This is a genomic window from Micromonospora sp. WMMA2032 (assembly GCF_002688545.1).
In the GTDB taxonomy this organism is placed as follows: Bacteria; Actinomycetota; Actinomycetes; order Mycobacteriales; family Micromonosporaceae; genus Micromonospora; species Micromonospora sediminicola.
Genome location: NZ_CP024052.1, coordinates 4,622,895 through 4,636,735, shown reverse-complemented (window position 1 = coordinate 4,636,735; position 13,841 = coordinate 4,622,895). Strand labels below are relative to the sequence as shown.

General features: G+C 75.1%; 16 protein-coding genes. 5 read left to right on the top strand and 11 right to left on the bottom strand.

Features of this window, described 5'->3' with window-relative positions; genetic code table 11:
* Positions 1-159: 159 nt before the first annotated feature.
* Together CO540_RS21455 and CO540_RS21450 are read left to right on the top strand one after the other, a co-directional pair.
* Positions 160-1,125: an SAM-dependent methyltransferase gene (locus CO540_RS21455; RefSeq protein ID WP_099164886.1), complete on the top strand. Its 966-nt coding sequence runs from the start codon at positions 160-162 to the stop codon at positions 1,123-1,125.
* A complete protein-coding gene (locus tag CO540_RS21450) occupies positions 1,122-2,291 on the top strand; it encodes an NADH-quinone oxidoreductase subunit D (protein ID WP_172967897.1) in 1,170 nt (389 codons plus the stop codon). The genes CO540_RS21455 and CO540_RS21450 overlap by 4 nt, the downstream gene beginning before the upstream one ends.
* A 13-nt stretch (positions 2,292-2,304) precedes the next feature.
* Here the strand turns inward: CO540_RS21450 and CO540_RS21445 are convergent, their stop codons facing one another.
* The 4 genes from CO540_RS21445 to CO540_RS21430 form a co-directional block, all read right to left on the bottom strand.
* A complete protein-coding gene (locus CO540_RS21445) occupies positions 2,305-4,299 on the bottom strand; it encodes a hypothetical protein (protein WP_099163393.1) in 1,995 nt (664 codons plus the stop codon).
* Between the two features lie 129 nt (positions 4,300-4,428).
* The gene (locus CO540_RS21440; RefSeq protein ID WP_098747605.1) at positions 4,429-5,433 is read right to left on the bottom strand and encodes a glycine betaine ABC transporter substrate-binding protein; all 1,005 of its coding nucleotides are present in this window, start codon (positions 5,431-5,433) and stop codon (positions 4,429-4,431) included.
* 210 nt (positions 5,434-5,643) lie between these two features.
* Positions 5,644-6,366 (bottom strand): ABC transporter permease, encoded by a 723-nt coding sequence (locus CO540_RS21435; protein ID WP_099163392.1) that lies wholly within the window; start codon positions 6,364-6,366, stop codon positions 5,644-5,646.
* A 55-nt stretch (positions 6,367-6,421) separates the two neighbouring features.
* Complete coding sequence (locus CO540_RS21430) at positions 6,422-7,108, bottom strand: ABC transporter permease (RefSeq protein ID WP_099163391.1); 687 nt, start codon at positions 7,106-7,108, stop codon at positions 6,422-6,424.
* A 2-nt stretch (positions 7,109-7,110) separates the two neighbouring features.
* On the opposite strand from CO540_RS21430, the gene CO540_RS21425 reads away from it, so the two are divergent.
* On the top strand, positions 7,111-8,109 hold the full coding sequence (locus tag CO540_RS21425; protein WP_091568659.1) for an ABC transporter ATP-binding protein: 999 nt from the start codon (positions 7,111-7,113) through the stop codon (positions 8,107-8,109).
* 63 nt (positions 8,110-8,172) lie between these two features.
* Here the strand turns inward: CO540_RS21425 and CO540_RS21420 are convergent, their stop codons facing one another.
* The 7 genes from CO540_RS21420 to folP form a co-directional block, all read right to left on the bottom strand.
* Complete coding sequence (locus CO540_RS21420) at positions 8,173-8,664, bottom strand: hypothetical protein (RefSeq protein WP_099163390.1); 492 nt, start codon at positions 8,662-8,664, stop codon at positions 8,173-8,175.
* A gap of 81 nt (positions 8,665-8,745) precedes the next feature.
* A complete protein-coding gene (locus CO540_RS21415) occupies positions 8,746-9,048 on the bottom strand; it encodes a hypothetical protein (protein ID WP_091568655.1) in 303 nt (100 codons plus the stop codon).
* A gap of 75 nt (positions 9,049-9,123) precedes the next feature.
* On the bottom strand, positions 9,124-10,353 hold the full coding sequence (locus CO540_RS21410; RefSeq protein ID WP_099163389.1) for an ABC transporter permease: 1,230 nt from the start codon (positions 10,351-10,353) through the stop codon (positions 9,124-9,126).
* A 116-nt stretch (positions 10,354-10,469) separates the two neighbouring features.
* Complete coding sequence (locus CO540_RS21405) at positions 10,470-10,958, bottom strand: DUF3180 domain-containing protein (protein WP_172968059.1); 489 nt, start codon at positions 10,956-10,958, stop codon at positions 10,470-10,472.
* A 38-nt stretch (positions 10,959-10,996) separates the two neighbouring features.
* Positions 10,997-11,524, bottom strand: a complete 528-nt coding sequence (gene folK / locus CO540_RS21400; protein ID WP_099163387.1) for a 2-amino-4-hydroxy-6-hydroxymethyldihydropteridine diphosphokinase — start codon at positions 11,522-11,524, stop codon at positions 10,997-10,999.
* Positions 11,521-11,880, bottom strand: coding sequence for a dihydroneopterin aldolase (gene folB / locus CO540_RS21395; RefSeq protein ID WP_091568647.1), 360 nt, complete (start codon positions 11,878-11,880; stop codon positions 11,521-11,523). The genes folK and folB overlap by 4 nt, the downstream gene beginning before the upstream one ends.
* The gene (folP, locus tag CO540_RS21390; RefSeq protein ID WP_099163386.1) at positions 11,877-12,752 is read right to left on the bottom strand and encodes a dihydropteroate synthase; all 876 of its coding nucleotides are present in this window, start codon (positions 12,750-12,752) and stop codon (positions 11,877-11,879) included. Before folP ends, folB begins: the two co-directional genes overlap by 4 nt.
* A gap of 358 nt (positions 12,753-13,110) precedes the next feature.
* Between folP and CO540_RS21385 the strand changes: the two genes are divergently transcribed.
* On the top strand, positions 13,111-13,425 hold the full coding sequence (locus CO540_RS21385; protein WP_091070155.1) for a hypothetical protein: 315 nt from the start codon (positions 13,111-13,113) through the stop codon (positions 13,423-13,425).
* 14 nt (positions 13,426-13,439) lie between these two features.
* Positions 13,440-13,802 (top strand): hypothetical protein, encoded by a 363-nt coding sequence (locus CO540_RS21380; RefSeq protein WP_099163385.1) that lies wholly within the window; start codon positions 13,440-13,442, stop codon positions 13,800-13,802.
* The last annotated feature ends 39 nt before the right edge of the window (positions 13,803-13,841 follow it).

Below are 13,841 nucleotides of genomic sequence, written 5' to 3'. Positions count from 1 at the left end.
GCCCGAAGCGCCCGCTCCGGTGGCGGAGGAACCCCCCGTACGGGTACGTCCGCGCCGCTCGACGCCGGGTCGGCGGGTCGCCGGACGACCCCGGCCAGGGCGGGCCGTAGGGTCGGCCCGGTGACGTCCGGGTACCCCGCGCTGCGCTGGCGCGACGCGATGGAACGGGCCCTCTACGGGCCGGACGGCTTCTTCGTGGCCGGCCCCGGCCCCGCCGCCCACTTCCGCACCAGCGTGCACGCCTCACCGGTCTTCGCCGCCTGCCTGCTGCGGCAGCTCGCCGCCGTCGACGAGGCGCTGGGGCGGCCGGCCCGGCTGGACGTGGTCGACGTGGGCGCCGGCCGGGGCGAGCTGCTCCGCGCGCTGCTGACGCGGGCCGACCCGGACCTGGCCGACCGGATCCACCCGGTCGCGGTGGAACGCGCCGAACGCCCCGCCGACCTGCCACCCGGCATCGACTGGCGCCACGAGATCCCCGAGGGGATCACCGGCCTGCTGCTGGCCACCGAGTGGCTGGACAACGTCCCCCTGGACGTCGCCACCCCCACCCCGGACGGCTGGCGGCACCTGCTGGTCGACCCCACCACCGGCCACGAGACCCCCGGCCCCACCGTCTCCCCCACCGACACCACCTGGCTGACCCACTGGTGGCCCCCCACCCCGACCCGGGCGGAGGTGGGGAGGACTCGGGACGAGGCGTGGGCGGAGGCGGTGGGGCGGGTCGAGCGGGGGCTGGCGCTGGCGGTGGACTACGGGCACCTGCGGGACGCCCGGCCCCTGGACGGGACGCTGACCGGGTACCGGGACGGGCGGCAGGTGTCGCCGGTTCCCGACGGGTCGTGCGACGTAACCGCGCACGTCGCCATGGACTCGGTGGCCGCCGCCGGCGCGCGGGTCGCGGGGTGCGCGTACACCCTGGTGTCGCAGCGGGAGGCGCTGCGGGCGCTCGGAGCCGACGGCGGCCGACCACCGCTGGCGCTGGCCTCCCGGGACCCGGCCGGCTACCTGCGCGCGCTGGCCGGTGCGTCGGCGGCGGCCGAGCTGACCGACCCGGCCGGACTCGGCGGGCACTGGTGGCTGCGGCAGCCGGTCGGCGTCGCGCCCGAGGCGACCATGGCACGATGACGGGCATGACCACGGACGCCGGCGACCTCCGCGAGCTGACCGTCGGGACCGGCGCCGGCGGTGAGCAGCTCGGCACCGACATGGTGCTCAACATCGGGCCGCAACACCCCTCGACGCACGGCGTGCTGCGGCTGAAGCTGGTGCTCGACGGGGAGCGGGTGGTCGCCGCCGAGCCGATCGTCGGCTACATGCACCGGGGGGCGGAGAAGCTCTTCGAGGTACGCGACTACCGGCAGATCATCGTGCTGGCCAACCGGCACGACTGGCTGTCGGCGTTCTCCAACGAGCTGGGCGTGGTGCTCGCGGTCGAGCGGTTGATGGGCATGGAGGTGCCGGAGCGCGCCACCTGGCTGCGGATGGCGTTGGCCGAGCTGAACCGGGTGCTGAACCACCTGATGTTCCTCGGCTCCTACCCGCTGGAGATCGGCGCGATCACGCCGATGTTCTACGCGTTCCGGGAACGGGAGACCATCCAGGCGGTGATGGAGGAGGTCTCCGGCGGCCGGATCCACTACATGTTCAACCGGGTCGGCGGCCTGAAGGAGGAGGTGCCCGCCGGCTGGACCGGCCGGGCCCGCGCCGCCATCGCCGAGGTACGCCGCCGGATGCCGGATCTGGACCACCTGATCCGGCGTAACGAGATCTTCCTGGCCCGTACCGTCGGGGTCGGCGTGCTCTCCGCGGCCGACGCCGCCGCGTTCGGCGCGTCCGGGCCGGTCGCCCGGGCCTCCGGGCTCGACCTGGACCTGCGCCGGGACGAGCCCTACCTGGCCTACGACCAGCTCGACGTGCCGGTGGTGACCAAGACCGCCGGGGACTGCCACGCCCGGTTCGAGGTGCTGCTCGACCAGGTGTACGCCTCGCTCGACCTCGCCGAGCAGTGCCTGGACCGGGTGGACCGGATCTCCGGGCCGGTGAACACCCGGCTGCCCAAGGTGGTCAAGGCGCCCGAGGGACACACCTACGCCTGGACCGAGAACCCGCTCGGCATCAACGGCTACTACCTGGTCTCCCGGGGCGAGAAGACGCCGTGGCGGCTCAAGCTGCGCACCGCCTCGTACGCGAACGTGCAGGCGCTGTCGACGCTGCTGCCCGGGTGCCTGGTCCCCGACCTGATCGCCATCCTCGGCTCGATGTTCTTCGTGGTCGGCGACATCGACAAGTGAGCCCGGGGCGCGGTCAGCGCCAGCGGTCGTCGGTGTCGCGGGGCGGCTGACCGTAGCCGCCGGGCTCCGGCCGGCGCCACTCCGGCTCGGGCTGCCGCCACTCCGGCTCGACCTCGCGCCACTCCGGCTGGCCGCTGCGCTGCGTCGGCGGTCGCCACTCCTGCGGCACCGGGACCCCGCCGGCCGGCAGCGCCGGGTGGCTCTCCGGCGACCAGCCGCCGGCCGGTGCGCCACGGACGGATGCCCACCGGTCCTCGACCCGGTACTCGGTGCCCCCGCCGTCCTCGTGCACCGCGGCCCGCCGCTCCCCGACCCGGATCTCCCGCCCCCGGTCGTCGTCGCGGACCGCCGCCCAGCGGTTGCCGGCGGCCCGCACCTGCGACCAGTGCGCGCCGTCCGGCTCGGCCACCTGCGCCCGCCCGGCCTGCTCCGCGGGCGGCCAGGAGCGGTCGCCTCGCCCCCCGCCCGCCGCCGGACCGGTCCGGTCGTCACCCGGGCCGGACCAGTCGCGCTGCTCGTCCGCCGGCCGGTCCGATCCCGGGCCCCGCGACCAGTCGTCGTCCGCCGGCCAGCCCCGCTGGCCGCCCGCGGCCCGGCCGACACCGGCCCAGGGGTGCTCGCGCCCGTCGCCGGTCCGCGCGTATCCGTCGCCGGACAGGCCGGGTCGGTAGCCGTCACCCGACGGGCCGGGTCGGTAGCCGTCGCCGGACGGGGCGGGCCGGTAGCCGTCACCCGACGGGCCGGTGCGGTAGGCGTCGTCCGACGGGGCGGGCCGGTAGCCGTCACCGGGCGCGCCGGCCCGGTAGCCGTCGTCGCGGGCGCCGTCGTCGCGGGGCCAGGTCCGTTCCGCGCCCGGGCCGGACCGCAGGCCGCCCAGCCAGCCGTCCTCCTCCGAGCCGGACCATCCGGATCGGGCCGGCTCGTCCCGGCCCGACTCGCGGTGCCCAACGCCCCGGTGGTCGGCCGCCTCCGTACCCCGCGGCCGGTCGTCCGCCCCCGGTGACCAGCGGCCGGCGAGCCCGCCGTACCGGCTGCCCGCCGGTTCGCCACCGTCGACGATGGTGTGCCGGGTGGTGACGTGCACCGTCTCGGTGTGGTGGACCACGCCGACGGGGCGGGGCTGCTCCGACCGGGCCGGCTCGGCCACCCGCGCCGCGCCGTAGACGCCGGCCGACGACCGGTCCTGGCCGTATCCGCCGGGCGACGGCCGGTCCTGGCCGTACCCGCCGGCCGACGGCCGGTCCGCGCCCGGCGCGCCGGCGGACGGCCACTCCGTGCCGCGCGGGTCGGACCGGGCCGGTTCGGCGCCGTAGCCGGCGAACCCCGGGCGGTCCGCGCCGGAGCGGTCCGGGTCGGCCCGGTAGCCGCCCGGCTCCGCGCGCTCCCCGGCGTACGGGCCCGACGGGTCGGCGTCGTACGGCTCGGGCCGGCCCCAGCCCGTACCGGCGTGAGCGTCGGGGCGGTCGACGTCGTGCCGGGACGCGTCGTCGGCGCCGTAGCGCGCGCCCGACGACCGGCCCGGGGCGTCCTCGTCGCGGCCGGCCGGGTGCGCCCGTCCCGCGTCGTACGCGCCGGCCACCGGCACCCGGGCCCGTCCGCCCGGGCGCTCCTCGGCGGGCGCGGCGGCCAGACCCGCGGCTGCCGCGTCGAGCCGCTGACGCACCGCGCCGGCCGTCTCCTCCGCCCGCCGAGCCTGGTCGAGCGCCTGATTGCCACGTTGGGCGGCGGCCACGATCTCGGACCGCAACTCGCGCCGGAGCTGCTCCAGCTCCTCGCGCAACTCCTCGGTCCCGGCGTCACCGGAGCCGTTCTCGGCCCGCAGCGCGATGGAGAGACCGATCAGCACCACGGCGAGGATCGCCAGCACGGCGCCGAACCGCAGCGTGCCGTTGCCGTCGGCGACCAGCAGGATGAGCGCCGCCAGGGGCGCCAACCCCACGCCGATCCAGAACAGGACGGTCAGCGGCGTCGGAGTGCGCTTGTCGGCGGGGGCGACCGAGGCGGGCATGGCTGAGCAGATTACCGAGAGTTCCACCGGAGGGGAACGGGTCGACGCGATCGGATGCACGGTCGCTGACCAGCAGCCCCGTCGGGGATCGCCGCCGGCCGGCCGGTTCGACCGGCCGGCGGCGACGGATCAGCTCGTGGCGAGCGCCGCGTCCGAGGAGAAGACGAGCCCGACGCTGGCGGCGCCGGTCTTCAGCGCGTTCTTGGTCTGCGGGCCACCCGCGTCCAGCGAACTGAACGAGCCGGCCTTGAAGTCGTAGACCTCGACCAGCCCGGCCTGGCACTTCGGCCGCTGCGGGCACTCCGGCGGGCCGGCGAGCACGGTGGCCTGCCCGGAGCACTTCGCGGCCAGGTCGGAGAGCGTCGACAGGCCGTACTTCTCGGCGAATGCCTTGGTCACCGCGAACGCGTTCTGGTCCTGCGCCTGGGAGGGCTGGCCGAACACCAGGCCCGCCTTGTCGCCCTCGGTCTTGAGCGCGGCGACGGTCTTCTCCAGCTCGGGGGACGACACCGGCTGGGCGTCCTTGCCGTTGGCCTTGGTGTTGAGGAACTCGGCCATGGTGGCGGCGTATTCCGGGACGACCTGGACCTGGCCCTTCTCCAGGGCCGGCTCGTAGAGCTCCCGGTTGCCGATGGTCTGCACCTTGACCTGGTAGCCGGCCGCGGTGAGCGCGATCTTGTAGAGCTCGGCGACGGTCTGGCTCTCGCTGAAGTTGCCCGCGCCCACCGTCACCTGGCCGCCCGGACCCTTCTCGATCCCGTCGGTCACGCCGTTGGCGGCGGCGAACTCCTGCGCCGCCACCTGGGGCGTCTTCCGGTCGACGTCGACCGCCCGGTTGAGCTGGATCAGCTTGGGGGTGTCGAGCTTCGCCGAGACCTTGTCCAGCGCGGCGACCAGCTGCGGCGTCGCCGCCTTCTTGTTGATCGCGGGGAGGACGTTGTCGGTGTTCTGCAGCTTCTTGTCGTCGGTGAGGACGACCAGCTGGTCACCCGCCACCGGGGCGCAGCCGGCACCCGAGGCGCCCGCCTCGGGAGCGTCGGTGCCGGACGAGCCGGCGTCACCGCAGCCCGTGAGGAGAGTTGCCGCGGCGAGGGCGCCGAAGGCCCCCGCGGCCAGCCGTGCACGTGCGCGCATCAGTGCCCGCCTTCCGTGTCCCGGCGCGACCCCGATGGGGCCGGCCGCGTGTCCGACGGGCGATCCGGACGGCCGCCCGCGACTTCACCCAACATCCTCCGGACCCGACCGACAAACTCGGAGCGGTTTTCGTCATCCGATCGTCACCAGCGGGTCGGATGCGCTGTGATGCCGGACTCACCGACGGGCCGGCGAGGGGCCGCCGGAAGATCAGCCGCCGGCCGTGGCCGCGGCCGCACGGCGGTTCGCCCGCCGGCTGACCCGCCGCAGCGGGCGTGGCGTGACCACCCGCTCCAGCACCGCGAGGATCCCCTCGACCAGCAGCGCCAGGCCGGCCACCAGGACACCGCCGGCGATGATCTGGCCGCCGCCGGCCGCGATGTCCAGCCCGAACCCGGCCCGGATGATCTGGCCCAGCCCGCCACCGTTGACGAAGGATGCCAACGCCGCGGTCGCCACCACCTGCACGGCCGCGGTGCGGAACCCCGCCGCCAGGTAGGGCACCGCGAGCGGCAACTCCACCCGGCGCAGCACCTGCCCGCCGGAGAGCCCCATCCCGCGCGCGGCGTCCCGGGCCTCCGGGTCGGCCTGCCGCACCCCGGTGTACGCGTTCGCCAGCAGCGGCGGCACCGCGAAGACCGCGAGCGCCACCACCACCGCCGACCGGCCGAACCCGAGGAAGGTCAGCGGCAGGATGGTCAGCAGGGCCAGGGTCGGGATCGCCAACGTGACGTTGGAGACCAGCAGCACCAGCCCGCCGCCCCGGCCGCTGTGGCCGAGCCAGAGGCCGATCGGCCACGCCACCAGGCAACCCAGCAGCACCGCCAGGGCGGACATGCTCAGGTGCTCGCCGAGGCGGTCCAGCACGCCGCCGGGGTTGGTCCAGTTCAGCGGGTCGTTCAGCCAGAGCACCGCGTGCTGCACCGGGTTCACCGTGCCTGCCCTCCGTTCGCGACTGCGGGGCTCCGCTGCGCTGCACTCCTCGCGCTCACCGGACCCGCCCGCGCAGCCACGGCGTGAGCAGCCGGCCCACCCCCGCCAGGACCAGGTCGAGCACCAGCGCCAGCAGCACGCAGAGCACCGTGCCGGTCATGATCTGCGCCTTGTAGAAGTTGTTCTGGAAGCCGGCGAAGATGAGCTGGCCCAGCCCGCCCCGACCCACCACCACGCCCACGGTGACCAGCGCGACCGTGGAGACGGTCGCCAGTCGTACGCCGGTGAGGATGCCGGGCAGCGCCAGCGGCAGCTCGATCCGGACCAGCCGGCCCCAGCGGCCGTAGCCCATGCCCTCGGCGGCCTCCCGCACCTCCGGTGGCACCTGGTTCAGGCCGGCCAGCGTGTTGCGCACGATGACCAGCAGCGCGTAGAGCGCCACCACGGTGAGCACGGTGATCGCCCCGATGCCGAGGTAGGGCGCGAGGAAGGCGAACAGCGCCAGCGACGGGATCGTGTAGAGCACGCCGGTCAGCGCCAGGATCGACGCGGCCAGCGAGCGGAACCAGTACGCTGCCACCGCGAGCGGCAGCGCCACCAGCGCGGCGATCACCACGGCCCGGGCGGTCAACCAGGTGTGCTCGCGCAGCGCGGCGAGGATGGTGTCAGAGTTGTCCCGCACGTACTGCCAGGAGAACCACGGATTGCCCGGGGCGGCCCGGTAGCTCAGGTGGAGGAACACACGTGGACGTTACCCCGGGCACCACCGCCGGTCACGGCGCCGCCTCGATCACGCTGGAGCGCATCCGCAAGCGCTACCCGGACGGCACCGAGGCGGTCCGCGAGCTGAGCCTGGAGGTCAAGGCGGGCGAGCTGGTGGTGCTGATCGGCCCGTCCGGCTGCGGCAAGTCGACGGTGCTGCGGATGATCAACCGGCTGATCGAGCCGACCGACGGACGGATCCTGCTCGGCGACGACGACGTCACCCGCGTCGACCCGGTGACCCTGCGCCGCCGCATCGGATACGTGATCCAGAACGTCGGCCTGTTCCCGCACCAGACCGTCGCCGCCAACGTGGCGACCGTGCCGGGGCTGCTCGGTTGGCCGCGCGAACGCACCCGCGCCCGGGTCGGCGAGCTGCTGGAACTGGTCGGCCTCGACCCGGCGCAGTTCGGCCGGCGCTACCCGCACGAGCTCTCCGGCGGGCAGCGGCAGCGGGTGGGCGTCGCCCGCGCCCTCGCCGCCGACCCGGTGGTGCTGCTGATGGACGAGCCGTTCTCGGCCGTCGACCCGATCGTGCGGACCCGGCTCCAGGAGGAGTTCCTGCGGCTCCAGGCCGAGGTGCGCAAGACCATCGTGCTGGTCACCCACGACCTCGACGAGGCGGTCCGGCTGGGCGACCGGATCGCGGTGCTCTCCGAGGGTGGCGTGCTGGAGCAGTACGACAGCCCGGCCGCGCTGCTCGGCTCGCCCGCCTCGGCGTTCGTCCGCGAGTTCGTCGGCGCCGACCGGGGCATCCGCCGGCTGGCGGTCACCCCGCTGACCCGCGCGGTGCTCGACCCGCTCCCGGCCGACGGCGGGACCGGGCTGCCCACGGTGCCGCTCGGCGACTCGGCCTACGACGCGCTGGGCGCGCTGCTCACCTCCGGCGCCGACCACGCGCTGGTCACCGAGGACGGCAGCCCGGTGGGGCTGATCGCGCGCAGCCGGGTGCTGAGCCTGGGCGCGGTGGACGGCGCCTGACCGGCCCGCGCGGCCGGCCGGACCGGTCACCGGAGGATCGGGCCCGGCCCGCCGTACGGCGAGTCAGGCCCGGCCGCCCAGGCTGGCCAGACCGACGATCCAGCCGGCGAAGAAGCCGTACGTGACGCCGCCGCTCGCGGCCTGGAAGGCGGCGAAGAGCGTGCCGTGCGGTCCGAGGAGCGTGGCGAGCAGGGCGGTGATCCCGCCGGCCAGGGCGTACGCGCCCCAACCGGAGAGGAACTGGCTGCCCGAGGCGGCCACCCGGTCCACCTGCGGGCCGGGCAGCAGGTAGAGCAGCGCCGCGGCGACCACGAGCAGCAGGATCGCCCGCAGGTTGGTGGTGAGCAGCCCCTCGTCGGCGTGCCACCGCCAGGCCGGCCAGGAGAGCAGCCGCAGGAACCAGCCACCGGCTCCGGTCGGGTCGGTGCTGCCCTGCGCCCAGTTCCCGTACATCGGGCTGCCGCCGACCGCGACGAGCAGGAACGCGGCGAGCGTGCCGGTGCCGGCGGCCGTGCCGTACCGGGGGACGGTGCGGGGGCGGTTGGTGAGGGCCATGGAGCGGTCAGTTCCCGGGCCGCCGCGCCGGGCAAACCTGCGCGTCCGCGCGACCGCCGTCGGCCGGCGGGCGGCCACGGGTCAGTGCTTCATCAGGTAGTCGATGAAGGCGGCGCGCAGCAGCGGCGCGGACTCGTCGTAGCCGTGCCCGGTCAACTCCCGCCACAGCGCGTTGGCCTCGTCGATGGTCGGCCCGACCGAGTTCGGCGCGCCGTCCAGGGCGGCGGCCTCGTCGGCGTTCGGCAGGTGCCGCAGCACCGACCAGAAGAACCCCACGTCGCGACGCTCCCGGGCCAGGTGGAACGCCTGCTCGCGCAGCTCCTCGGTGGAGAGCTTGTCGAGCTCGTCGAAGGTACGGCCGCCGGGGGCAGGAGTCTCGCTCATGCCGCCGAGCCTAACCGGCGAGATCAGCTCCGGCCCGCCGGACGCGACCCCCGCCGGAGCCGACCCTCCTCGACGTCAGCGGTCGGCGTCCCAGCGCCGCGGCTCGCTCTCCCAGCGGGGCGCCTCCCAGGCGTCGACCGGGGTGTCGGTCTCGCGTACGGGCAGCACCGACGGCCAGGTGTCGGTCGGCTCGGGCGTCGGGGTCGTCGTCCAGCCGGTGCTGATCCGGCCGTCCCCGACCGGGCGCGGCGGGCCGGGCACGGCCGTCACGTGCGGGGCCGGGCGGGGCCGGCCGAACGTCTCGACCAGCCGGGTGACCAGCAGCCCGGCGCCGAGCACCGCCCCGCCCAGGGCCCACCGGCCGATCGACCAGTCGTGCGCCACGGTCCAGGCCAGGAACACCACCACCAGGCTGACCGCGATCAGCGTGCCGAAGACACCGCCGCGCCGGCCGTACGCGCTGGTGCCGCCGAGCAGGACCGTGCCGACCGCCAGCACCGTCCAGTCCAGCCCGGTGCCGGGGGCCACCGGACCGTCCCCGTTCGCGGCGATCAGCACTCCGCCGAGCATCGCCAGCACCGTGGAGCCGACGAGCGCCAGCGCGGTCACGACGGCGGCGACCGCCCCGCGCCGCCGGGCCGGGTCGGTGACCGGACGGAACCGGCCGATCAGCCGGCGGACCGGTTTGATCGCACCGAAGAGGCCACCGAGGACGGCCACCGCGGCGAAGCCGACGAAGAGGTAGAGCGCGGTGCGCCGGGGGTCGTACTCGCCCTGGACCGCGACCGGGGCGGTCCGCCGCTCCAGGTAGACGATCACGCCGGCCGCGCCGGCCAGGCTCGCCGCCCAGCCCGGCACGTGCAGCACCACCACGACCAGGGCGAGCGCCAGCCCGCCGACCGCGGCCACCGCGAGCGCCGGAAGCAGCGCCTCCCGGGCACCCCGGTCGCCCTGCTCGGCGAAGTGCATCGCGGCGGCCAGCGCGACCGGACCGACCGCCAGGTTCACCGCGGCGGCCCGCAGGCTCAGCCCGGCGGCCAGGGTGAGCAGGCCGAGCCCGGCCACGTCGACGAGCAGCGTCTTGAGCGCGCCGCCGCGCAGCGCGTCCGCGTCCTCCCGCCAGAGCAGCCAGGTCACCGCGGCCAGCCCGGCCAGCAGCAGGAACTCCCAGACCACGTGCACCGCGATCCGGTCCCGGCCGGGTTCGCCGTGGGACGGGTCGTCGAAGACGTTCTCCAGCACGGCGGCCGGTACGCCGGAGGAGGTCTCCGGTGACGCGGTCCGGTCCGCCTCGTCGTACCCCATTGGCCGCGCCTCCCAGGTGGCCGCGTCCGGCCCACGGGCGGGCGGACCGGTGGCGGCCGTCGCTCTCCGGTCGCCAGGGACGGTACCTGCGGGCCGGGGTGTGGGGAACCCCCTGATCAGAGGCGCCCGCGCGGGGTTTCCCGGTCGCCCGGCTCGCGGTCGGAGTCGTCCTCCTGCTCAGGCACCCGGCACGACCGTTCCAGCCAGAGCGCCGCCGCGACCAGGGCCAGCGAGGCGACCAGCCCGGCCACCGCGGCGGGGCGGTCGCCGACGGCGGCGTTGGTCGGCTCGACGAAGAGCCAGCCGGCCAGCCCGGCGTAGAAGCCGGCGAAGATCGCTCCGGCCAGCGCGGACGCCTTGGCGAGCACCACGAAGCGGGCCACCAGCAGCGGGTTCACCGGCTCCCGTCCGGGTCGCCGTTCGATCCGGCCCCGGGTGTTGACCGCCGCGTAACCCTCCAACACGGCCAGCCCGGCCAGCGTGATCACCGGCAACCAGGGCAGGTCGGCGGCGAAGTCGCCGTAGAAGTTGCTGATCAGCAGCCAGGCCACGGCGGCGGCGGCCAGACCGGCCACCACAAGCGTGGAGACCCGGGTCGGACCCATCCGGAAGCGGTCGGGATCCTGTGGGGACCCGGTCGTACTCATGCGTCCGACTCTAGCGTCAGATCCGGTCGCGGGCTCAGTTCCAGGGCGTCGGCGGCCAACGGCTCGGCGTTGAGCAGGTCGGTCAGCCAGCCGTGCCCGGGCAGCCGGCCGTGCGGCTCGATGTCGATCCACGGCCGCAGCACGAAGGCGCGCAGGTGGGCGCGGGGGTGCGGCAGGGTCAGCTCGGGGTCGTCGTTGAGCACGGGCCGCCCGGCGTCGTCCCAGACCGCGATCACGTCCACGTCGAGCGTGCGCGGCCCGTACCGCCGGTCCGCGTCGCGGGTGCGCCCGGCCGCCGCCTCGGCGGCCCGGGCCCGCGCCAGCCAGTCGCCCGGCGTCGCCGCCGGGTCCGCGACCATCACCGCCGCGTTCAGGTACGCGGGCTGGTCCGCGTCCCCCCACGGTGGAGTCTCGTAGACACCGGAGACCAGCAGCACGGCGTCGCCGAGCGCGGTCACCGCGCCGCGCAGGTGGTCGAGGCGGTCGCCGAGGTTGCTGCCGATCGACAGCACCGCCCGGGTCACCGGGTACGCCGCATGGTGACGGCCACGTCCCGGAAGGCGTGCGGGATCGGGGCCTCCGGCTTGTGCACGGTCACCGTCGCGGCGGCGACCAGCGGCTCGGCCAGGCAGACCGCGAGCAGCCGGTCGGCGAGCGTCTCGATCAGGTTCACCGGGTCGCCGGTGATCACCGCGACCAGCCGCTCGGCCAGCTCGCCGTAGTGCACGGTGTCGGTCACCTCGTCGGAGCGGGCGGCCGGACCCAGGTCGAGCTCGAGCACGGCGTCGACGACGAACTCCTGGCCCTGGGCGCGCTCGAAGTCGTAGACCCCGTGCCGGCCGTGCGCGCGCAGGCCGGTCAGCTCGATCCGGTCGGTCATCGGTCCCCTCCTCCGGTCGCGCCGGCGCCCGCGGTGGCCAGCCGGGGGCGGCCGGTGGCACGCCAGACGGCGAGCGCGTCGGCGGTGCCCCGGACGTCGTGCACGCGTACCCCCCAGGCGCCGGCGGCCACGGCGAGCACACTGGTCGCGATCGTCGCGGCCTCCCGGCCGGCGGTGGGGCGGGGCGCGCCCGCCGGGTCGGTGAGCAGCCGGCCCAGGTAGGACTTGCGGCTGGCCCCGAACAGGACCGGGAAGCCGAGGTCGACCAGCTCGGGCAGGCGGGCGCTGAGTTCCCAGTTGTGCGCGGCGGTCTTGGCGAAGCCGAGCCCGGGGTCGACGACGATCCGGTCGGCGGCCACGCCGGCGGCGAGCGCCGCGTCGACCCGCGCGCCCAGCTCGGCCCGGACGTCGGCCACCACGTCCGTGTAGTGGGCCAGGTCGCGCATCTCGCGGGAGTGGCCCCGCCAGTGCATGAGCACCCACGGGCACCCGGCGTCGCGGACCACGCGGGCCATGTCCGGGTCGGCGAGCCCGCCGGAGACGTCGTTCACCACGGCCGCGCCGGCGGCGAGGACGGCCTCGGCGACCCGGGCCCGGCTGGTGTCGATGCTGACCGGGATGCCGGCGGCGGTCAGCTCCCGCACCACCGGCAGCACCCGGGCGGTCTCGGTCTCCGCGTCCACCCGGTCGGCGCCGGGCCGGGTGGATTCGCCCCCGACGTCGACCAGGTCCGCCCCGTCGGCGCGCAGTCGCACGCCGTGTGCGACGGCGGCGTCCAGATCGGCGTATCTGCCGCCGTCCGAGAAGGAGTCGGGCGTGACGTTGAGGACGCCCATCACCACCGGGGTCTCCGCCCGTACCAGATCGGTCACGGACCCGACAGTACCGTTCGCCGGCAGGACTTCCGGCGGCCGGGCGAGCCCCGGGCCGAGGGCCCTGACGTGCTCATTGGAACAGGTGTACGATCGGTCGTCCGGGTCGTTACGGGTCCACTCTTCGCGGCTTGTCGCAAAGGTGGCCGGCCCGTACGCTTTGGAATTGCCCAGCATCGAGATGGCGAAGCCTGGAGGGAGGGCCGAAGCGGGACGAATCCCCCCAGAGCTCGCCACGCTCCGTGGTGAGTGACGGACCCAGCGTCGACGGCGCTGTCTCTGACGAGCACCATCCCGCCAGGCTTGCCTAACTGCACCACCGCGGCACCGCCGGCCGCGACCTTTGGGGAGGTTTCCAGTGATCGCCATCGAGCTCATGGCAACGGCGTCGACCGCCGTCGACCACGCGCTCCACACCCTGGCGTCGACTCCACTCGCCGAGCCGGCCCCGAAAGGCATCGACACCGACAACGTCGTCACCTTCTTCGCCAGCAAGGTCGCGCCGATCCTGCTCGCCGTGCTCGGCGTGATCTTCATCGGCCGGGCCAGCCGCGGTGAGATCTCCAAGGTGCTGACCAGCTCGGCCATCGCCATCATCGGGCTGGCCTTCATCGCCGGCGCGGCCACACTCTTCTTCGTCGGTGACTACCTGATCAACCTCATCTTCGAGTAGGGCGTTGGGCGACGATGCGGCTGCGCACCGACGACGACATCTACCGGGCACGCCTCGTCTACCTGGGCCCGCCCGGCTACACCCTTCCCGTCCACCTGCCGTACGCCCAGTACGGCCTGTTCATGCTGCTCGTACCCCTCTACGTGTTCATCCACTGGTTGTTCACGCTCCAGATCGAGCTGTTCCCCGCCTGGGAGATCTCGCTCGCCATCGTGACGACCTCGTTCATCTTCCGGTACGTCGACCCGGACCGGCCGGCGCGCATGGTCATCCGGACCGCGCTGACCGACTGGCGACGCACCCGGGAGCCGGCCGCCGAGCTGCGGGACCCGCGCCTCGTCGCGAGCCGGATCAGGATCCGGGAGGAACTGGCATGACCAGGCGTACGCCGACGGCGCAGACGAACGACGCGGGTG